General features: G+C 73.0%; 19 protein-coding genes. All 19 read right to left on the bottom strand.

Going from position 1 to position 20,174, the window contains the following annotated elements:
- Nucleotides 1-253: 253 nt before the first annotated feature.
- On the bottom strand, nt 254-3,757 hold the full coding sequence (locus ACZ66Z_RS34295; protein ID WP_469939705.1) for a LysM peptidoglycan-binding domain-containing protein: 3,504 nt from the start codon (nt 3,755-3,757) through the stop codon (nt 254-256).
- Nucleotides 3,758-3,764: 7 nt separating this feature from the next.
- Entirely contained in the window at nt 3,765-4,217 is a 453-nt protein-coding gene (locus ACZ66Z_RS34290; protein WP_469939703.1) for a pilus assembly protein TadG-related protein, read from the bottom strand.
- A complete protein-coding gene (locus tag ACZ66Z_RS34285) occupies nt 4,214-4,696 on the bottom strand; it encodes a TadE/TadG family type IV pilus assembly protein (protein WP_469939702.1) in 483 nt (160 codons plus the stop codon). The genes ACZ66Z_RS34290 and ACZ66Z_RS34285 overlap by 4 nt, the downstream gene beginning before the upstream one ends.
- Nucleotides 4,696-5,145: a TadE/TadG family type IV pilus assembly protein gene (locus ACZ66Z_RS34280; protein WP_469939700.1), complete on the bottom strand. Its 450-nt coding sequence runs from the start codon at nt 5,143-5,145 to the stop codon at nt 4,696-4,698. The genes ACZ66Z_RS34285 and ACZ66Z_RS34280 overlap by 1 nt, the downstream gene beginning before the upstream one ends.
- Entirely contained in the window at nt 5,145-5,381 is a 237-nt protein-coding gene (locus tag ACZ66Z_RS34275) for a hypothetical protein (protein ID WP_469939698.1), read from the bottom strand. Before ACZ66Z_RS34275 ends, ACZ66Z_RS34280 begins: the two co-directional genes overlap by 1 nt.
- A gap of 53 nt (nt 5,382-5,434) precedes the next feature.
- Nucleotides 5,435-6,316 (bottom strand): type II secretion system F family protein, encoded by an 882-nt coding sequence (locus ACZ66Z_RS34270; RefSeq protein ID WP_469939696.1) that lies wholly within the window; start codon nt 6,314-6,316, stop codon nt 5,435-5,437.
- Nucleotides 6,313-7,221, bottom strand: a complete 909-nt coding sequence (locus tag ACZ66Z_RS34265) for a type II secretion system F family protein (RefSeq protein ID WP_469939694.1) — start codon at nt 7,219-7,221, stop codon at nt 6,313-6,315. The genes ACZ66Z_RS34270 and ACZ66Z_RS34265 overlap by 4 nt, the downstream gene beginning before the upstream one ends.
- On the bottom strand, nt 7,221-8,726 hold the full coding sequence (locus ACZ66Z_RS34260) for a CpaF family protein (RefSeq protein ID WP_469939692.1): 1,506 nt from the start codon (nt 8,724-8,726) through the stop codon (nt 7,221-7,223). Before ACZ66Z_RS34260 ends, ACZ66Z_RS34265 begins: the two co-directional genes overlap by 1 nt.
- Nucleotides 8,716-9,558 carry a hypothetical protein gene (locus ACZ66Z_RS34255; protein ID WP_469939690.1) on the bottom strand — a complete coding sequence of 281 codons (843 nt, stop codon included), beginning with the start codon at nt 9,556-9,558 and terminating at the stop codon, nt 8,716-8,718. The genes ACZ66Z_RS34260 and ACZ66Z_RS34255 overlap by 11 nt, the downstream gene beginning before the upstream one ends.
- Nucleotides 9,558-10,262, bottom strand: a complete 705-nt coding sequence (locus ACZ66Z_RS34250) for an SAF domain-containing protein (RefSeq protein WP_469939688.1) — start codon at nt 10,260-10,262, stop codon at nt 9,558-9,560. Before ACZ66Z_RS34250 ends, ACZ66Z_RS34255 begins: the two co-directional genes overlap by 1 nt.
- 60 nt (nt 10,263-10,322) lie before the next feature.
- Nucleotides 10,323-10,889 (bottom strand): ATP/GTP-binding protein, encoded by a 567-nt coding sequence (locus tag ACZ66Z_RS34245; protein ID WP_469939686.1) that lies wholly within the window; start codon nt 10,887-10,889, stop codon nt 10,323-10,325.
- Between the two features lie 320 nt (nt 10,890-11,209).
- On the bottom strand, nt 11,210-11,797 hold the full coding sequence (locus tag ACZ66Z_RS34240; RefSeq protein WP_469939684.1) for a hypothetical protein: 588 nt from the start codon (nt 11,795-11,797) through the stop codon (nt 11,210-11,212).
- Nucleotides 11,798-12,027: 230 nt separating this feature from the next.
- Entirely contained in the window at nt 12,028-12,684 is a 657-nt protein-coding gene (locus ACZ66Z_RS34235) for a hypothetical protein (protein ID WP_469939682.1), read from the bottom strand.
- Nucleotides 12,681-13,808, bottom strand: coding sequence for a C40 family peptidase (locus ACZ66Z_RS34230; protein WP_469939680.1), 1,128 nt, complete (start codon nt 13,806-13,808; stop codon nt 12,681-12,683). The genes ACZ66Z_RS34235 and ACZ66Z_RS34230 overlap by 4 nt, the downstream gene beginning before the upstream one ends.
- The gene (locus ACZ66Z_RS34225) at nt 13,805-16,159 is read right to left on the bottom strand and encodes a hypothetical protein (RefSeq protein ID WP_469939679.1); all 2,355 of its coding nucleotides are present in this window, start codon (nt 16,157-16,159) and stop codon (nt 13,805-13,807) included. The genes ACZ66Z_RS34230 and ACZ66Z_RS34225 overlap by 4 nt, the downstream gene beginning before the upstream one ends.
- Entirely contained in the window at nt 16,156-16,575 is a 420-nt protein-coding gene (locus ACZ66Z_RS34220) for a hypothetical protein (protein WP_469939677.1), read from the bottom strand. The genes ACZ66Z_RS34225 and ACZ66Z_RS34220 overlap by 4 nt, the downstream gene beginning before the upstream one ends.
- On the bottom strand, nt 16,572-19,214 hold the full coding sequence (locus ACZ66Z_RS34215) for an ATP-binding protein (RefSeq protein WP_469939675.1): 2,643 nt from the start codon (nt 19,212-19,214) through the stop codon (nt 16,572-16,574). The genes ACZ66Z_RS34220 and ACZ66Z_RS34215 overlap by 4 nt, the downstream gene beginning before the upstream one ends.
- Complete coding sequence (locus ACZ66Z_RS34210; RefSeq protein WP_469939674.1) at nt 19,211-19,855, bottom strand: hypothetical protein; 645 nt, start codon at nt 19,853-19,855, stop codon at nt 19,211-19,213. The genes ACZ66Z_RS34215 and ACZ66Z_RS34210 overlap by 4 nt, the downstream gene beginning before the upstream one ends.
- A 13-nt stretch (nt 19,856-19,868) precedes the next feature.
- The gene (locus ACZ66Z_RS34205; protein ID WP_469939672.1) at nt 19,869-20,159 is read right to left on the bottom strand and encodes a hypothetical protein; all 291 of its coding nucleotides are present in this window, start codon (nt 20,157-20,159) and stop codon (nt 19,869-19,871) included.
- Nucleotides 20,160-20,174 lie beyond the last annotated feature (15 nt).

Genomic DNA, 20,174 nt, shown 5'->3' with positions numbered 1-20,174 from the left:
CCATACGGCCATGCCGCATGGTCGGCCATGCTTCGACCTGGTACTGGCCACCGTGAACGACAGCACGCTGTAGGCGCAGCAAGCGAGCGATGCGGCAGGGCCCCGGACTGTTGCCCGGGGCCCTGCCGCATCGGGCATGAGTCGGGGCCGGGCCTGCTCCTGTTCCGAGGCCTGCCGCAGCGCGGGTATGAGGATCTCCGTGTCGTCGACAGCGAGCACCGCCTTGCTCCGGTCAGACCATCGCTCCCGGGCCCTATCCCAGTCCCCGCAACGCCCCCTGGAATTCGCCAGGGTTCGTCAGCGACTCTTTCCGTTCATGCGCGCTGCGTCTGACGATCTCCTCGTAGATGGCCTCGGTTTCGGGTTCGGTGCTGACGTCGAGGCGGCGGTTGATGGTGAGGAGGGTTTCGTACGCGGTGTGGACCCCTTCTCGGTTGCCCGCCTGGTTCTCGATGAGCATCCAGTCCTGGTAGAGGAGTTCGGCGCTGTCGTCGATGTCGAGGCCCTGGCGGATGACGCGGCGGGCTGCGTCGAGGTCGGGGCGGGCTGACTGGCGGTGCCAGGTGGCGAGGGTGTGGACGGTGTCGGTGATGCGGACGAGCATCTCCTGGTAGCGGGTGGCGGCCCAGGTCGGCGGTGTGCCGCCGAAGGGAATGCCCCGCACCAGGGCGAGGGCGGCTTCGAGGTCCGGGATGCCCGCGGACGGTCCTCGGGTCAGGCCGCGTGCGGCGAGGCGGGTGAAGCGGTCCCAGTCGCTGCGGACCTTCGGGGAGAGCTTGTAGATGCCGGTGCGGTCGCGCGGGAGGTAGAGGGTGCCGTCGGGATCGGTGCCCAGGGTGTTTCGGAGCTGGGAGATGCGGGTCTGGAGGGTGGCGGTGCCCCAGGGGGAGCGGGGGTCCATCGCCTCGCGGACGGTGTCGGGCGGGCCGGGCTTGAAGTAGAGGTAGGCGGCGAGCTGGGCGAGCTTGGGGCCGTGGCCGGATGCCTGGATGCCGGTCACGGCGACCGGGCCGAGGACCTGGACCTCGGGGGCGTGCAGGTCTACGGCGTCGTCTGACTCGTCCTCACCGAGGTCCTGGCCTGCTTCAGGGACGGCCTGCGTCGCCTGCGCGGCCGGCGCTGCAGACCCGGCGGCCGGGACGGTACCTGCCGTCTCCGGGAGCGGGGCGGCGCCTCGCTCCTGCCCTTCCTCCGTGCCACTGCCGGTGGTGTGGCCGGGGCCGGTCGAGTCGGCTGCGCTGCTCTGCTCTTCCGTCCCTCCCTGCTTCTCCGTCTCCCCCGCGCTGTCCTGCTCGGAGACGGCGGCCGGGGCGGGGAGCGGAGGGACGGAGGCGAGAGGGCGGGTCGCGGTGAACGCGGCGAACGGGGTGGGGGGCAGACCGGCCGGGCTCGTGTCGCCGTCGTCGCTGACGCTCACCGTGGTGGGCGGGACCTGGGTCCAGGGTTCCTCGGCGGGCTGGGCCGGCTGATCGGCCTGCCGGAGCAGGCCGGCGAATGCCTGGTAGTCGTCTTCAGGCAGGGACTGGACGATCAGGTCGGCGTCGAGGATGTCGACGTGCTGGGGGCGGGGGGTGCCGACAGCGAGGTGGATGGCGTCGTCGAAGGCGCCGAAGGCGCCAGCGGTTCCCTGGGCGGGCAGGACGAGCGCGACGGGCAGTTCACGGGCCGCGGTGAGGGTGTCGGCCAGGAGCTTGGCCTCGCCCTCCTCTATGTCGACGGCACAGACCAAGGTCCAGGGCATGCGGGACGGGGCGTCATCGGCATCGGCCTGCTGGCGCTGTTCCAGGAGGAGTTCGGCGAGGTCGGCACGGGCGGCGGCGAGGTGGGGGACGGCGCGCAGGCGGTTCTGCGGGAGGAGGGTGGGCAGTTCGTCGCCGAGACCGACGGTGATGATCTCGGCGTGGTCGCTCCACGTGCTGGTGGCGGCTTCGAGGGCGAGGACGCGGGCGGTGTCGCGTACGGCGGCGGGGGTGCCGTCGAGGAGCAGGACGCGGGAGACGTTCAGGTTGATCAGGAGGTGGTTGCCGTCGGGGTCGGTGCCGAGGGTGACCAGGCCGGGGTAGGGGGCGGGGATGTGCGCCGCGTCGGCGGGGTCGAGGAGGTCCTGGGCGCGGTCCAGTACCCAGCGGCCCGGGGCGGCGAGGGTGAACGGCGCCAGAGCGGGAGCCTCCTCCCCCGGCAGGGGCAGGTCGTCGACGTCTTCGTCGCTGTCCGGGGCGGGGTGCGGGGCGGCGGGGAGGAGGAGTTCGACGGTGCGGGCGGTGATCCTGGCGCCGGTCGCGGCCGGAAGGGCGAGGCCCTCGCGGTCGGCGTGGTGGGCGAGAGTGCGCAGGGCGAGGTCGAGGAGTTCGAGGCTGCCGGGGTCGGCGGCCGCGTGGAGGGTCTGCTCGGCGGCTTCGTTGTCGAGGGGGGCGGGCAGCTGGCCGGGCTTGCGGCGGCGGCGTTGGAGCATGCGCACGGTGCCGAGGGTGAGCAGGAGGCTGCCGGCGGCGAGCATCCCGATCCCCGCCACTTCGGAGATCAGGCTGCTGTCGGCTTCCTCTGCCGCAGGCGCCGCGGGCTCGGCTGAAGGAGAGGGGGACGCCGTCGACGGGCCCTCGGGGCGGGCGGCGGGTGATGTCGGTGTGGCCGGGGCGGGGGTGATGGCGCGGGTCGGGGTCTGTGCCAGGGCGGGGGCCTTGGTGCGGTCCGGAACGGCCGTGGGCGCGGTGGCCGGCGGGGCGGAGACCGCCGGCGCCGGAGCGGTCTGGGCCGGCACCGGCGCGGCCAGAGCAGGCTTCGCCGGAGTGGTGGGCTTGTCGGTGGTCCGGGGCGGAGGCGGGGTCGCCTCGGCCGGCGGGGTGGTGGGGGCGGCGGTGTGCGGGATGGTCAGCTTCCAGCCGGTGTGGATGTCGTCGGGATCGGTCAGGCGGCCGCCGTCGGGCTGGGTCTTGTTCTTGTTGGCGTCGAAGATCTCGGGGTAGCGGTCGCCGTCGCCGAGCTGTTCTTCGGCGACCTGCCACAGGGTGTCTCCGCCGGTCACGGTGTAGGAGTCGGCCTGCTGCGGGGCCGGGGCGGGCACCGCGTCGACGGTGGGTGTGTCGGGGAGGCGCAGGATCCAGCCGGGCCGGATGGGCGCGTCAGCGTGGAACACGGTGCCGTCGGCCATGGTGCGGCCCTCGTTGGCGTCGGCGATCTTGGTGTACTGCTCGCCGTGCCCGTACAGCTTCTCGGCGATGGACCACAGGCTCTCGGCAGGCCGTACGGCGCGGACGGTGTAGGTCTGCTCGGCCGTCTTCTCGGTGGCCGTTGTGGTCGGGGCGGTGTGGGTCTGCGGGGTGGTGGCGGGGAGCGCGGCCGCGGTGGCCGCGGGCGCGCTCGGGGCGGGGGCGGCCAGGGCGGGGGCTGCGGTGGCCAGGGTGCTGGAGGCGAACAGGATGAGGATGCCGCTGACGAGGGTGCCGGCGGCGCGCTGGGACAGGCGCAGTCCCGGTAGGCGGGGTGCGGTGCGGCCGCGGAGCTGGGCGGGGATCTCGACCAGGAGCGACGCCATGAACGTGGCCCAGGCGATCCAGCCGACGGCGACCAGGGCGAGGAGGAACGCGGCGCCGGTGTCAGTGCGGGTGAGCAGGTGGGTGAAGGCGTCGATGCCGGAGGCCCAGACGGCGGTGGTGGCCTCCATGAGGATCCAGGGCAGGCCGGCAGTGACCGCGGCGAGGACGAGTACGGAGGCCAGGGCGCGGGGCAGGCGTCTGGCGAGGGAGCGGTGTGCGGGCATCGGCGGGTCAGTCCTTCGTGGGTCGGGTGATGCCGTGCAGGAGCGTGGCGGAGCTGAGGGCGGTCACGGTCCAGGTGTGGGGGACGAAGCGGCCGCGGTAGCTGCCGGTGGCGTGGACCTGGATGCGTCGTCCGCCGTCGGTGACGGTGACGGTGCCGCGGAAGCCGGCGCGGGCGAGGTAGGCGCGGGCGGCGGCGCTCGCGGCGTTCGGGTCGGCGACGACGGCTTCGCCGGCGACTGCCTTGGCGGGGTCGATGGCCTGGGCTGCGGCGCGGGCGGCTTCGGTGGCGGCGGCGTCGGTGCGTTCGTGGGCGCGGCTGACCCCGAAGGCGTCCACGGCCAGGAGGCCGCCGAGCAGGAGCAGGGGGACGGTGACGATGGCGACGAACGGCGAGATGGCGCCCCGGTCATCGCTCAGACGTCGGCGGCGATGGTGCTGGGGATGGTTGGTGGTGGTCATCCGCGTCCCCTGTAGGTGTCGACGACGGAGGTGAAGCTGGCTTTCATCGTCCGCACCCCGGGGCCGCCGCCGAACAGCAGAAGATCCCCGATCGGGACGCGGCAGGAGACGGTGACGGTGACCGTGGATGTCTCGCCCAGGGCGACGCCGAGTCCGCTGGTGGCGGCGCGGACGCTCGTGGAGGTGCAGGGCTGGCCTTCCTGGGCGAGGACATCGGCGGCCGCGGCCTGGGCGGCGGACTGGCCGGCGGCCGGGTTGCGTTCCAGGGAGGCCGCGCGGGCGGCGGCCTGGGCAGCGGCGTCCACGGTCTGTCCGGCCAGGGACAGGCGGGCGCCGGCGATGACGACCAGGGCGAGCGCCAGGAGCAGGGGAACGACGATGACCGCCTCGATCGCGACGTCGCCCCGGTCCCCCCGCAGCCGACCGCGCGGACGCGGGCCCGTGCCCGTGCCCGTATGAAGTCTCCGTCGGGCGGCCATCAGTTGCCCCCTGGGGTGGTCCAGCGCTCGATCGGTCCGGACGCCGAGGAGCTGACGGTGATGCTCTTAAGGCCGGGGACGAGGGAGACGGCCTGGCCCTCGACATGGATGCTCATGCGGTCGCGGGTGGTGCCGGAGGTGGAGACGTGGACGCCGGTGAGGAGGTTGCCGCCGAGGTCGGCGGCGGCCTTGCGGGCCTTGGCGGCCCCGTCGCCGGGCCCGGCCTCGTACATGCGGCCTGCGGAGACGCCTTCGCGGGCGGCGGTGGCGACGGCGTTGTGGGCCCAGGCGATGGTGAAGCCCTGCACGATGCCGAAGATGAGCAGGATGACGACCGGGAAGATGATCGCCACCTGGATGGGGGTGGATCCTCGGTCCCGGTCGTGGGCCTGCGACAGGAGGCGGCGGAAGGGCGTGGCCTGCATGGCGTCGTGGTCCCGGGTGGTCATCAGCCGCCGAGGATGCCGGAGAGCTTGCCGTTCGCGCGGCCGTAGGCGGCGGCCAGTCCGCCGGCGATGAGGAGGGCGCCCGCGACGGCGGCCACGATGATGACGACGGTCGAGATCGGGCTGTCGCCCCGGTCGCCGCCTTCCTTGTTCGCCTGCTTCAGGGCCTCCAGGCGGGAGCGGAGCACTCCGGCGGTGACGGTGAGCGCGGCCTGGGCGTAGAGGAGCGGGCTCTTCATGAAAGGTTCCTTCTGGTCGGACGGCCCCGTATGGGCGGGGGCCTGGTGGTGGGTCAGATGGAGAAGATGTTGAGGACGGCCGGGAACGCCATGGCGATCATGGCGATGACGGCGAGCAGGGCGGCGGGGGTGTGGAGCTTTTCGCTGTCGGCGTTCGCACGGGCCGCGTCCGCGGTCAGCAGCTCGCCTGTGAGGCCCTTGGCGCGGTTGCGGAGGGTGTCGTAGACGGAGGTGCCGTCGTCGGAGGACAGGCGCATGATGTCGGCGACGTCGGTCAGCACCGGCAGGTTCAGCTGGGTGCCCAGCTCGTCGAGCGCGGCCCACGGGGAGGACTTCTCCGTGCGGGCGCGCAGGAGGGCTTCCTGGATGCGGGCGAAGGCCCAGCCTCGGCCGATGCGGGCGGCGTCCTCGAGGGCCTGGTCGGCGGCGACGTTGGACGCCATGCGGGTGGCGACCAGGTCCATCCAGGCGGCCGCCGCGTGCGCGAACTCGGTACGGGCCTTGGCCGCTTCGCTCTTGACCGCCCAATCGGGGACGAGCCACAGCACGGGGGCGAGCAGGACCCCGGCGAGGCCGGGGATGAACAGCGGTACGGACAGGCCCATCAGGACCCAGCCGATCGCCGGGACAAGGGGGACGAGCAGCCCGAGCAGGGCGAGCGCGACCTTGTGGGTGACGAACTGTTCCGGGCTCTGTGCGAGCAGGTCGAGGTCGGCCCGCGGCAGCCGGAGGCGTTCGGCCAGCCGCCCGGCCCACGCCCCGCCCAAAGGTGAGGCCGATGCGGTGGCCGGCCGCTGCCCGGGGCCGGCTGCGGGAGGGTTGAGGCGGCGCAGGGCGGGGCCCAGGCGCGGCGCCGAGGGCAGCAGTTCCCGGGCGAGAAGGGCGATGCCGCCGCCGAGGGTGGCGCCGCAGATGACGAGGACGGTCTGGCTCACGGCTGCTCCCCTGCCGGTTCGGGCTGCTTGACGCGGCTGCGCGGGTCGTTGATCAGGAAGCGGGGCACCGGGGTGTGGCTGGCGAGCTTGCGTGTCCACCACAGCACGGCGGCGAACGCCGCCCCGAGCAGGGCCAGGACGAGCTGGCCGAGCGCGGTGGCGTAGGGGGCGGTGTAGGGGATGAGGAAGCCGACCAGGACCAGGGCGACGCAGATCAGGGTCATCGAGCGCATGGCGGTGCGGGACTTGGCGCGGTCGGCCTCGATCTTGCGGCGGGCGGCGACTTCCTCGCGCAGCTGGGCGGCGGTGTCCTCGAGGACCTGGGCGAGCCCGGGGCCGGGGTCGACGGCGCAGAGCATCAGCGCGGCGCACGCCTTGTCGGCGGTGACGTCGTCGAGGCGGTCGGCGAAGTCGCGCAGCGCGTCCACGGGAAGCCAGCCGGCCTTGATCTTGTCGGCGAGCTCGGCGACCTCTTCCGCGAGCGCCGCCGGGGGGTTCTTCCGGCTGGTGACCAGGGCCTGCTCCAGGGCGAAGCCGAGACGCAGGATCTCCGACAGCCGCTGGGTCCACTCCGCGAGGGCCTCCAGCTTCACGATCCGGGCCTTGCCGCCGGACCCGGCGTCCAGCAGCCACGGCACACCGACGACACCCGCACCGAGGAGGAGGGCGGCGACGAACACGCCGGAGACGAACCACACCACCACGAAGGTGACGCCGGCCGCGGTGAGCTGGGCGCGGCGGCGGGCCGCCTCTCGCTGTCCGCCGGGGCCTCCGGTCCAGGCCGTGCGCAGTCGGGCCGCCCGGCCGGCGGTCTTGGGGGCGGTCGTGCCGACGGTGGCGATGATCGCGGCGAGGACGCCGCCGGCGATGAGGGCCCCGCACAGGGTCCACCACAACGCTCCCATCACACTCCCCCTGTCCAGGCGTGGGTGGCCGACTGGTCGAGGAGATGCGTGGCGAACCCGGCCAGTTCCAGACGCCGGCGGGAACGCGGGGAGAGGGGGGCGGCCGGTACGGCGCGCAGGTCTTCCTCGGAGGCGGGGCGGAAGATCTCGTTGTAGGCGGGGCGGCCGTTCTCGCCGATGCCGGTGATCTCCCAGATGTGGGAGACCAGGCGGCGCGGGGCGGGTCCGGACTCGTCGACGGACATGAAGGCGACGAAGTGCAGGCCGTTGGCGATCTGCCGGTAGGCGAGCTGCTCGGAGAAGTTGCCGCGGGCCAGGAGGTAGAGCTCGGCGATGCGGTCGAAGACGACGTGCGGCTCGGAGGCGTGCATCGTGCACATGGAGCCGGGCCGGTCGCTGGTCAGGGCCTGCATCATCGCGGTGATCTCCGGGCCGCGGACCTCTCCGACGATGACGCGCTTGAGTGACATGCGCTTGGCCCGGTACATCAGGTCGAGCAGGGTGATCTCGCCGACCGCGCGGCCCTCGACGCGTTCGCCGTTGGACTCGCGGGCCTCCATCGGGACGACCTGGGTGTGGTAGCCGTTCTGGTGGGCCCACAGTTCGAACTCGGTCTCCACCGTGCCGAACCGCTCGTGCTGCGGGATCTCCCGCAGCAGCGCGCGCATCAGGGTCGTCTTCCCGCTGCTCTGCTCGCCGACGACGATCACGTTGCGGCGTGCGCGGACGCAGGCGCGCAGCAGGGCGGCGATGGTGGTGTCCATGGCGCCGGCGGCGACGAGGTCGTCGAGGGTGGCGTTCTGCAGGCGGTGGCGGCGGATCGTGACGAACGTCCGCTCGCCGGTGATCTCCGGGTGCAGGGCCTGGAGGCGCGAGCCGTCGGGGAGGCGGAGCGCGACGTCCGGGCTGGCGGTGGAGAACGTACGACCGGACTGTCCGCTGTTGCGGATCAGGTCACGCACCAGCTCCTGGAGCTCCTCCTCGGACTCGGCGACCGGGTCGGCCTGTACGGGCTCGCTGTCACCGGAGTATTTGAGGAACACCCGGTCGTGGCCGTTGATCCAGATGTCCTCCACGCGCGGGTCGTCCAGGTGTCGCTGGAGCCGGCCCGAGCGGAAGAGCATGTCGAAGACGAGGGCCGCGAGCTGCTCCTCCTCGGCCGGGGTCACCGCCCGGATCTGGCGGGCCGCATCACCCCACACGGCGACGCGCTCGCTGATCAGGGCACGGGCCCGCTGCTCGCGTGTCTTGCCGACCAGGCCCGGGTTCAGCTTCGCCTCGGCCAGCAGGTGGTCGTTGACCTGCCGCTTCATCTCGCCGGCTGCGGCCGCGTCGACCTGCACACGGGGGGTGTGTGCCGCGACGGCAGCCCGGTACGCGGCCGTCGCGCCCTGTCCTGCGGACCGGGCTTCCCCGTGCGGCGCGTGGACGTGGGGAGGCAGGCCGCTCGGCGCGGCAGGCTGCGGAAGGGGTGCGGCGGTGGGGTAGACGGGGTTAGCGCGCACCGGGCACTCCCTTCAGCAGTCGCTGCTGGATCGGGGAGGTGAGGCGGGCGCGGCGGGTGGCGACGTGCTGGCGGATCGGGGTGGTGGCGTCGCGGGCGGCGTTCATCAGCTTCGACGTCATGAACTTGCCGCTCTCGGGGGCGCCGTCGGACAGGACGGCTGCCTCGTCCGGCCGGTACGGCAGGCTCGCCACGACCCGCACGCCGAGCTCGGCCTCGACCTCCCGGGGCCCGTACGGTCCTTGGCGGATGAGGAGCAGCCCAAGAGCGCCGGCGCCGCGGCCGGACTCGCCGTCCAGCATGGTGCGCAGGGTCTTGATGCGGGTGGCGGCGGCGTGGACGCTGCGGACCGTGCCGCGCAGGACCAGCAGGACAGTGTCGGCGCGCAGCGCGAGGACACCGGGCTGGCCGAAGGCGCCGGAGCGGCCGAGGTCGACCAGGACGTCGTGGCCGTGGGCCTCGATGCCGGCGAACAGGTCTGCCAGCTCCCCCCATACGGGGCTGAGGCTCGGGGCCTGGTCGGGGGAGGTCAGGCCGGGCAGCAGCAGCCGGTTGCGTTCGCTGCGCTTCTCGTCGTTCTCCAGCGCGATCAGCTGCGGCCAGAACGCGGTCACCAGGTCCTGTGTCCGCGAGGACAGCGCGAGGTTCCGCAGGCCCCGGTCGGCCTGGATCTGACCCTGGAGCGCACCGGGGAGGACGGCGCCGCCGTCCGGGTCGCACTCGGCCAGCACCATGCGCCGGCCCTCTTCCAGCGGCCAGGTGCGCAGCAGGGCGAGCGCGGTACTGGTGACGCCGGGGGCGCCGGGCAGGCCGGTCAGGGCGATGACGGCCATCAGGAACCTCCGGGGGCGTCGACGACGAGGGCGACGTCGCCGGTCGCGGCCTGGGCGGCGAGCGTCGGGCCGAACTGGGAGGGCACGGCGACGTCGACGACGGTGTCGCCGGTGGTGGCCTGCTTCTCGCCCACCTTCACGATCCGCGCGGCGATCTGCACCGGCTCGGGCTGCTTGCCGCCTTCACCGGCCGCGGTCTGCCCTTCCGCGGGGGTGGCCACGACCAGGACCTTGTCCCCCGGGGACAGGCGGGTCGCGGGCATCTGCGACGCCTTCAGCCCGATACCGACCAGCCGCTCTCCCGCCTTCACCAGCGTCCGCGTGGTCGCCTGCCCCTGAGTGAGGAGGGAGCCGGGGGTGAGGGCGACGGCGGCCCGCTTGCCGACGACCTTGTCCCGGTCGGCCGCGAGCACGGGCTTGAGAGCGGGATCGAGCTGGACCTGGGCCTCGATCAGGTCGGCGTCCTTGATGACGTCGCCGACCTGCACCGCGTGGGCGACCGCGAGGACCGGGGTCCGCTCCCCCGTCGCCTGGAACGCCAGGAACCCGCCGCTGCCGCCGGCCGCGATCAGCGCGACGGCGAGCGCGTACATGCCCGGGCGCCGGCGCCGGGCCCTGAACCCGGCTGTCGCCCCAGGGATCTGCGGGGGCGCGGGCTGCGCGGGGACCTGGCCCGCGGCCGGGGAAACGGCGGTCTTGCTCACGGTCTTTCGCCTCTCCTGAGTGAAACGACGCGACATGCGCAGTGGAGTAGAGGGGGTGGGTCAGCTGCCGACGGCCTGGAGCTCGCCGACCCTGATGTCGACCGCGCTCTGCCGGGTCTGGGTCAGCCGGCCGGACTGCCCGGTCGTGGCCTGCCAGTCGACCGCCCACGTCGAGGTGGCCACCACGTGGTACGAACCGGCCGTGGAGGGCTGGGTGTAGCGGTGCCCGCAGTCCGGCGACGGCCGCTTGCCGTACGACGGCTTGTAGGGGGTGCCGGGCGTGGTGCAAGTGACGGTCTTCCCGTCGCCCATCTGCCACACGATCCGCTGCACCTTCGCCGTCGCCGTGACGGTGATGCCGCCGGCCGAGGCGGAGGCGGTGTTCGGCCCGTACGTCTCCGGGCCCCGCGCAGTCCACATGTAGACGGGCATCCCGACCAGGCCCACGCCGCCCGGCTTCGGCACGATGCCGATCTCCGGGCCGCGCAGCACCATCTGGTCGACGGCCTGCTGAGCCAGAACGGCCGGGTCCACGGCGGCGGCAGCGGGAGGTGCCGCTCGCCAGACGTTGCGCACTTCAGAGAACTCAGTCAGCCCGTTGTCGTAGGTGCACGTCTCTTCGTACACGGCGCCGTCGCCGGCTGTATGCCCTTCCCAGTCGAGGCTGCCGGCGGGCGGCTGAGGATCCAGTTTCTTGTAGGTGCAGACCGGCTGAGTGGCCGGCTTGTCCTGCGTACCTCCGCCGCCTCCCGAGTTACCGCCTGCCGTCGATGAACCGCCACCGCTGCTCTCGCCTCCGCCTGGCGGCACATCGACCTCGACGCGGCAGATGAAGGCGCCGCATTTCGTGTCTCCTGTTCCGCCGGGGCCGCCCGCCTGCGCTGGGATCGCAGAGGTCATAGCGGCGCTGAGGACGACCGTGGCCACAGCAGTTGCCCGTCGGGGGGTCAGCACTTCTTGTCCTGTGGCTCGTCGCGGATCACGCGCCAGCCCTCGGGCCACTTCTCGACGGTGGTCTTGATGACGTAGCGAAGGAGTCGCTCCTTCGGCAGGTCAATGGGCTTCTGGGTGTCCGCGTCAAGGGCTCGCCAGCGGGAGATGTCCAGGCAGCTGGAGATGATGACGTTCGGAATCTTGCGGTTGATGTCCGCGCTGACGGCCGCAGGGTTGCCCACAGTGACTGTGCCGAGGAGGAGGACCTTCTTCTCCCTCATGTTCTTGGAGTCCTGCTCCACCTGTGCCAAGGCCGCCGCTGCGGCGTACCTCTTCAGGTCGCCGGCCTTGCCGGTCTTGTCGGCGTAGCGCTTCTCCACCTCCTTCCAGTGGGAGAGGTAGGTGGCGATCGCTTCCTTCTTCGCGGTCTCAGCCGGGTCCACGGGCTTTTTGCTCGGTTCGGGGGTCACGGTGGTCGCGGCCGGGGTGGTGGGCGGCTTCGGTGAGGCCGGTTCATTGCTGGTGCAGCCGACCGCGAGAACTGCCGTCGCGCACGCCAATGTGATTTTCCGCCACTGTTGCCGGTTGCACGTGCGGGTCATTCTCGCCTCCCGTGGCATATGCGGGTGTTTGCCCTCACCTGCGTGAAGTCCGTTCCCGGGTACTGATGGGGCCGCAGGATATGCGCCATACATTACGCAAAGACATGGCCAACTACACAGCCGGTTAGGGGACTTGACAAACTTTCGGCAATCGCGGCTGGAATCATTCGAAAAAAGGTCGCCGGAACCGGCAGGAAAACCCATGGAATAACGGGGCACCGGAGTCAGGGTCATCGGACGGGCTCCCACTCGTTGTGGTGAAGCTCCAGCAGGACACGGGCGGTCCGCCCGTCCCGGAACTCTCCCGCCGCGTCCGCGCCCGCCCACACCAGCCGGACCTCGGCGCGGCCGGCGAGCTGGCCTGCCTGGTGTGCGACGGCGGCCTGGACCCGTACGTCGTGGTAAGGGGCACGCAGGTCGCTGCCGGTGAAGTAGGCGGGCCAGGTGGTCCGGCCGGTGCCGGTGGTCTCGGCGATCCAGACGCGGGCGGCGAGGCGGGTGAGGTGGCGTGCGGTCGAGGGCGGGAGGTCCGTGGGGGTGGAGCGGTCGAGGAGGCGCTGGATGGCGTAGTCGCCGGCCGGTCCGTCGCCGGATACCGGCTGGTCGCTCGGGACGGGCCGGGTGCTCGCGGCGGGGGTGCCGGTGGTCGGGTCCGGTGTGGTCGTGCCGTCCGTGTCCCCCGGGCCAGCCGCCGGGCGGGCAGGGGCCGCGGGGTGGGTGGCCGGGGGGTGGATGGCCGGGGGTGTGGTGCGTATGGCGACGGCCTGGGTGCTGTCCGGGGCGGGGCGGGGTGCGGTGCCCTCGTGGAGGAGGACGACGGCACCGGCGAGGAGGAGAGCCAGGCCGAGAAGGAGCGGGCGGTCGTAGGGGGCGGCGGGAGTGGTCACAGCAGGCGGGCCCCTCCGGCGAAGCCGTCGTCCCACAGGGCCTCGGAGCGCACCTGGGTGCCGGGGCGGGGAGCGTTGATCATCTGTCCGTTTCCGAGGTAGATGGCGACGTGGTGGATGGTGGAGTCGCGGGTGGGATCGAAGGCGAAGAAGACGAGGTCGCCGGGGCGGAGCGCCTTGATTCCGGCGGAGGCGGGGATGCGGCGTCCTTCGCCGGCCTGTTCGGCGGCGGTGCGGGGCAGGTTGATGCCGACCTGGGCGTAGGCGTAGAGGGTGAGGCCGGAGCAGTCGAAGCCGCGGATGTGCACTCCGCTCTTTCCGCTGGGTGAGCAGCAGATGCCGGTGCTGGGGCCGTTGGCGTTGCCGCCGCCCCAGGAGTAGGGGACGCCGGTCTGGGCGAGGGCGGCGTTGATGACGGTGCGGGCGTTGCCGGTGGCGGGCCGGCCGATGGGGATGGTGCCGGTGGCCAGCTGGCTGTAGCGGTCGATCCAGCCCAGGACGTCGTTCACGTAGGCGGTGGAGTGGTTGTACTGGTAGATCGCTGCTCTGAGTTGGGTGCGGTCGGCGAGGTTGCGGCCGTTGCCGCAGAGGTAGACGGCGGCTCCGAGGGCGGCGTCGTCGGCGTTGTGCGGGTCGGTGGCCCCGTCGTTGTTGGCGTCGCGGCCGGAGCTGTTCCAGGTGGAGGGCAGGAACTGGAAGGGGCCGACGGCGCGTTCGCTGGTGGCGGTGCCGTCCCAGCGGCCGCCGTCGGTGTCGGGGAAGGCGGTGTGGTTGCCGCCGGCGCCGGAGCCGTCGAGGACGGGGCCGAGGATCCGGGGGGTGATGTCGCCCTGGGCGGTGATGGTGCGCCCGGAGGCGTGGTTGGACTCGATGCGGGCGATGCCGGCGAGTACGGCCCAGCGCATGCCCTTGCAGGAGGGCACCTCGCGCGGCAGGCGGGCGGCGGCGTTCTGGTAGGCGGTGAGCATGCGGGCGGGGATGCCCGACACCTCGCCGACCATCTCGATCGGCGGGGCGGTTGTCGGCCGGGCCCCGGACTGGGCGGTGATGACCAGGAGGAGGACGAGGAGCGGGGCGCTGAGCAGCGCGAGCAGGACCGTCCCGCATCCGAGGCGGCGGGTCACAGAGTCCCCTCGGGCGGCGCGGGCGGAGTCGGCGGCTGGGGGCCGGCGGGCCCGCCGGTCGAGGAGCCGTCGGCCGGGGCTTCTTCGGGGGTGTGGCCGAAGCCGAGGCCGGCCCGGCTGTCGGAGACCCAGCGCTGGCGGGCACCGCGGTAGTGGTCGTGCTGCCGGCCGAGCTCGGCGCCCAGGGCGGAGGCCCGGGTACTGCCGGCGCGGGTGGCCCGGTTCCAGGTGGCGGGCAGGCCGAGGGTGGAGTGGTAGGCGATCTTGGAGGTGGCGACCAGGGCGCGACCGCCACGGGTGGTGCGCAGCGCCGCCTCCAGCCGGGCCCCGGCCGGCACCACACCTTCTTCCCTCTGCTCCCGGCCCGGCCGCGGGCCGGTGGGGGCGTGGGTGGGGTGGGTGGGTGTGTGGCGGCCGCGGATCGGGCGGCCGTGCGGGGCCCGGGGGACGGTCACCCGGCCGATGGCCGAACCCTCGGGGGCGGTCGTGGCGGTGGCGCCGGCGGACCCGGGCGTGGGCTCGGTGGGTGGGAGAGGGCGGCCGTCGGGGCCGACTGCCGCAGGCTTGATCGCGGGGCGCTTCGGGCCGATCAGGGCCGCGTGCGCGGTCTTGAGACCGAGCTGGAAGGGGGCGAGGGAGCCGCGGGCCGCGTCGAGGGCTTCGGTGGCGAAGCCGCTGCGGGTGAGCAGAGCGGCGTGGGCGGAGGATCCGGCGGCGCCTCCGATGCCGAGGGCGGAGAACGCGGCGGCGGTGTCGGCGGCGGCGCCTCCCATGAGGTGACTGCCGCCGATCTTGGCGTAACTCATGCGTCGCGCGAGGCGGGTGCCGACGGCGCGGCTGCCTCGGACGATCCGCTTGTACATGACCAGTGCGGTCAGGACGAGTCCGTCGAGGATGAGGAGCCGTTCGAGCAGGGTGCTCGTGCTGTCGGCGAGGACCGCCTGGGCGGCGATGCCGAAGAGCGGGATGAAGACGGCGGTGGCGACGAGGATGAGCATGCAGCCGGCGAGGTAGCCGAGCCACTTCCACAGCAGGCCGCGGCCGGGGCCGGGCAGGATCGCGACGGGGAAGACGGCGACGGCGCCGATGGCGGCGATCACGCACCCGAACTGGGCGGCGATCAGGGCCAGGGCCATGGCGACGATGACGAGAACGATGATGAGCGCGGCGATCAGGACGAGGAGCGCGCCGAGGACCTTGTCCCAGTCGGGCTTCATCATCCGCTCGATGGCCGCCTTGCCTTCGGGGCCGGCCTTGTCGAGTTCGCTCAGGCCGGGGTTGAGCTGTGCGGCGGTCTTCTCGCACATGTCCTTTCCCGGTCCGGTCAGGTCGCGGCACGCGCTGGTGTCGGGGGTCTTCTTGGTGGCGATGAGCTGGGTGTGGGCCTTGTAGAGGGGGTCGTCCTTCTCCAGGACGCGGCCGTACTGGAGGAGCATGTAGGGCTGGACGACGAGGCTGTCGGTGAGGGTGCGGGTGATCGGCACGGAGACGTCGGCGGCGTTCAGTGGCTTTTCGCCGCTCAGGCAGACCTGTCGGGCGGCTCCGGTCAGCGGCTGGCACCGTTTGATCCGGTCCTGTTCGGCGGCGGTGGAGGTGCGGGCCTGTTCCTGGCGCAGGCAGATGTCCTGGGGGTCGCCGTGCAGCAGGGCGCAGGGGCCGGTGACGACGCGCGGGCCGGCGTTGCCGGCGTTCGTGGTGATGGTCGCGGCTTCCAAGGCGGCGCGCTGGGTCTGCTGGACGGGACCGTCGTAGCCGAGGAGGACGGCCGGCTGAACCAGAGTGGTGGCGGTGAGAGCGGAGATCAGCAGGGAGAGGACGAGTTCGCCGGCGCCGCGGGCGACCCGCCCCCGCATGATCATGACGAGCCCGAAGACGAAGGCCCAGGCCAGGGTGATCCCTGCGAGGCCGAGCGGGCCGATGATGTCCCGCTCATAGGCATCGGAAATGTGCTGGGCCGGTCCGGTGAGCTTCTCGATGATCGGGAAGTGGTAGACCTGGTCGATCAGCCAGCAGGCGAAGCCGGTGGCAGTGCGGGAGAGAGCGAAGAGGCCGGAGGCGAGGAACCCCCGGACGGTGGCCCCGACGCTGTCCATGCTGGCGGACACGGAGCCGGGGTCCTGATCGTCCGGGCCGCCCTGCGCCTCCTGGGCCTGCTCCACCGGGTCGAGTTCGTAGCGGTCGATGGGAACGCCTTCGGAGGAGGTCACGTTCAGCGGGCCGAGAATCCCGCCCCCTCCCCCGCCTCCCGGGTCGGCGGCCGCGGCGATCCCCTCCCCCGCCGCCCACAGCAGCACGGTGACGACGACAAGGACGACGGCGCGGTGGCGCGTCAGGCGGGTGAAGCCGCTCATCGGGAGGTCGCCTTCCGCGAGCGGCTCCGGGTGCGGCCGATGACCGTGAGGCCGGCAGCGACCGGCAGCAGGAGCAGGGCCATCTTCCACACGCTCAAGGTGACCGGCGCCCCAACCGCCGGCCCCGCCCCGTCGGGCACGGAGTCGGGAGAGGGGTGCGTGCAGGAGGCATGGTCGAGGCCGACACCACAGACCGCGGAGTCCAGCCCCGCCGTCCCCGGCGCCGGGGCGTCCAGGACGTTCTGCGGACCGGTGGGAGGGGTGAAGGCACCGCCGGTCCGAGGCCACCAAGCATCGGGGGCGTCGGTGTTGTTGGCGGCGGCGACCGCGGTGATGAGGGCGACCGTGAACAGCAGGGTGGTGAGCAGGCAGCGGATGCGGCCCGTGCGGGAGCGCGGGGCGAAGGTGTCGGTCACCGGGTGCCTCCGGTGACGGCCGGTAGGGCCGGGGCGGCGGACTCGTAGCGGGACGGCTCGGGAGCGGTCTCGGTGTGGGGGCCGGTGGGCGTGGTGTAGATGCCGGTGGTGATGCGCTCGAGGTCGGGGATGAGGACTTTGAAGCGGCCGACGTTCATGCGGGGGTCGCGGGCCAGGAACTCGCCGGCCCGTTCGGGCTTTCCGTAAGGGGAGAGGTCGGTGGTGACCATGCGCAGCAGGTCCTCGTCGGTGCCGGGCAGGCCGAGCCAGGTCAGGCCGCGGGCGGCGAGGACGGGGTCGGCGGTGCGGGCGAGGAAGCGGTAGGCGAGCAGTCCTTGAGTGGTGGAGGTGCCGAGCTCGAGGACGTCGTGGCAGCCGAGGCCGACGCCGGCGCCGTGCTTGCGGCCGTCGTAGACGATCTCGTCGATCAGCGCCTGGCCCTCGGCGGAGGAGGTGAGCCAGTACGCCTCGTCCAGGGGCAGGAGGGTGAAGCGGGGGTCGGTGAACGCGGTCTCGCGGGCGATGGCGGCGATCAGGTAGAGCACGGCGCGGCCGATCAGTGCCTCCAGCGGCTGGGAGCGCAGCAGTTCGGGGTTGGTCGCGGCCTCGCGGGGCGGGAGGGTCAGGCCGGTGGTGGTGATGACGACGAAGTCGGAGGTGAGGTCGCCGGCCAGGTCGAGCGGCGGCAGGGCGGGGTCGAAGACGGCTGCGGCGAGCGGCTCGTCGGCCGCGACCCGGAGCCATTCGACGAGCGCGGCCGCGCGCCGGCCCCGGGCACTGTCCTCCAGGGACGTCTCCTCCAGGGCGTGAAGGACGAGGGACATCGACGGCGCGGGGGCGGCGGCGGCCTTCTTGACCGCTGTCTTCAGCAGGGCGCCGTGCTCGGTCATCGCCCCGACGCCGAGCTGCACGGTCAGGTAGGACAGGGCGTAGCGGGCGCCGACGGCCGGGTCGGAGAACACCCGCAGGGGGTCGATCGACATGTCCGCGGCGGCGGCGTCGACGACCTGGCAGCGGCCCGGGGCAGCCGCGCGGGCGAAGCGGGCCCACTCGCGGGACTTGGTGCGGTCGATCGCGATCGCCCGGCCGCCGCGGTCGACGATGGATCCCGTGATCAGCTTGAGCAGGGTCGACTTGCCGCCGCCGAGGTCGCCGGCGAGCGCGAACGACGCGCTGGCGTTGCGGACGGGGGCGTCGGCGATGTTCAGCAGGACCGGACAGATCGTGCCGATGTCCTGCGAGTAGCCGATCATCGCACCTGTCGGGTCGCCGAAGGTCTGCCCGTACAGGGCGCCGTGCATCGCCCAGTCCTCGCCCAGTTCGTGCTGGACGTACTGGCGGATCGTCGCCGGTGCCACCGCGGCGGGCAGGCCGAGGGTGAAGAGTTCCTCCTGGCCGCCGACCGGGCGCACGAGCCGGTAGTTCGCTCCCTTGAGGCGGGCCTGCAGGGCGGCGGCCCGCTGGTCGCACTCGGCCGGTGTGGTGCCCCAGACGGTCAGGGCGGTCACGGACTGCACCTCGACCTCGACGCTGGACCGCGAGGCGCGGGCCCCGAGGTCGCCCAGGTCGTCGGCGGCATCGTGCAGAGCGTCCGGCAGTCCGGTCGTACGGCGGGCGGCGTACTGGTCGGCCTGGTCGACCAGGTCCCGCTTCTTCTTCGTGACCGCGGCGACGACCTTCTCGGAGGCGACGGTCGACAGGTCGACGACCCAGTCGACCGCAAACGGCAGCCGGTCCAGCTCGGCGAAGAACTCCGCTCCGGCCGCGGTGAACCGACGGGGCGTCTCCGCCAGCGCCAGGTGCGCCTGGTAGGAGGTGCCGGCCTCGGAGTCGACCTGGAGCCAGCGCCTGCCGGCCAGGCTCCCGGCCGCCCCGCCGCTCCCCCGCCCTTCCGCTCGCCTGCGGCCCTGCTCCGGTGTGCCGGTGGGGCGGCCGCCTTCGAGGAGGAGGACGTGGCCGAGGTCGGCATGGGACGGGGAGCGCAGGATCCCGCCCGACAGGTGGCTGCCCCGCAGCGGTGAGCGCTCGGCCTCGCCGAGGAGTTCGGCTTCCAGGCCGCGGCCGACGGCGTGCTGGTGCATCCAGACGATCTCCGCCGGCGTCGCCCGGCGCAGCGTGATCCCGCCGGTGAGTTCGGCCTCCACCTGTTCGGCGCGCTCCCGGTACGCGGCGACCTCGCGGGCCCTCACCGGCACCGGCGGCAGCCCCAGCAGTCCCGCGAGCTCCGACCACGCGGTCCCGGCCGTCGCCTGCCACTGCCCCCGGCCGCCGAGTACGGGAAGCGGGACGGCCAGCCACAGGGTGCGCCGGTACATGTCCACCGGCTCGTCCAGGTCCTCGCCCGCCAGCAGCCGCAGCTGGGCCTCGGCGACCTCCGCCCACGCGTCGTGCCGCCGGTAGTCGACGCCGTCCAGGGTCGCGGCGACGACCTCGCCCGCGTCGATCCGGGCGCACAGCCCGAACAGCCGGGCGCTGCCGGGCAGGGAGCGGACCAGAGCGGTGACCTGGGCGGTGATCTGCTCGCGGGTACGGTCCGGCATGTAGCGGGAGCCGGCCGGGGTGAGGGACCACACGGCCCACACGGTGCCGCTGGTCGACCAGACGAGGTGGTCGACGATGTGCCGCAGAGGAAGCTTCATCGGGCTGCTGCCTTCGTCTTCGATCGGTCATGGAGCATCTGCTGCAGGGGAGTCGGGGCCGGGCCACCGCCCCTGGGTGTTCTGACAGGAGTCCGGGCGGGCCTGGGGGCGGGCGCCGGGGCGGCCGGCTCGGTGTCGGCCGGGTGACGGCCGCGGGCGGGCCTGCCGGCCGGGCGAGGGCCGGTACGCTCCCCCGCCCTGCCGGTCCCGGCCGGCCGGTCGGCGCGTCCCGTCGGGGCAGTGGGCCCGGTGGTGTGCTCAATCAGGACGGTGCCGGTCAGGTGCTGCGTCCGTGGCGGGCGGGCGGTCTTGCCGCCGATCCGGCCCGCCTTCGGCTGGAGCGCCCGCCGGGCCAGTCCGTAGAGGACCCACATCGGAGCGCGGCCGCCGACCCGCTGGGCGCGGGCCGCCCACACCAGAACGCCGAGGGCGAGGACCGGGATGGGCCCGAGCCCTGACCACCAGTCGAACGTCTTGATCAGGACCAGGACGCCGACGGCCGCGATGACGAGCTGGCCGGCGTTATAGGGGCCGAACCAGAGGACGAAGTCGCCCAGCTTGCCCAGGACCCAGGGGTGGGTGCGGCCCTTGGTGTAGTTGCGGCCGACCCGGGACGCGGGCCCGGCGGGAGTCACGCTCATGCTCGCGCGGCCGTCACTTGTCCGTCGGCGCGGTCGAGGCCGGCGTCGAGGTGCTGACGTTGGTGATCTCTTCCTTGAACGCGTCTGCCAGCTCGTCGCGGGACTGGTAGATGCCGACGCAGACGACCAGGCCGATCAGGGCGCCGATCCCGGCCTTGACGCTCATCTTGCTGCCCACGGCGATGACGACGGAGATGAGGATGACGACCATCAGGGCCTTCTCGCCCCACTCGCCGCTCAGGCTGAGCAGGTGGTCGCCGATCTCCTTGATCGGGGTGGCGAGGACGACGGAAGTGGTGCTCATGACGGGCTCCTTCAG

The organism is Streptomyces sp. NPDC107498, from assembly GCF_055582805.1.
This window is presented reverse-complemented; position numbering and strand designations above follow the sequence as displayed.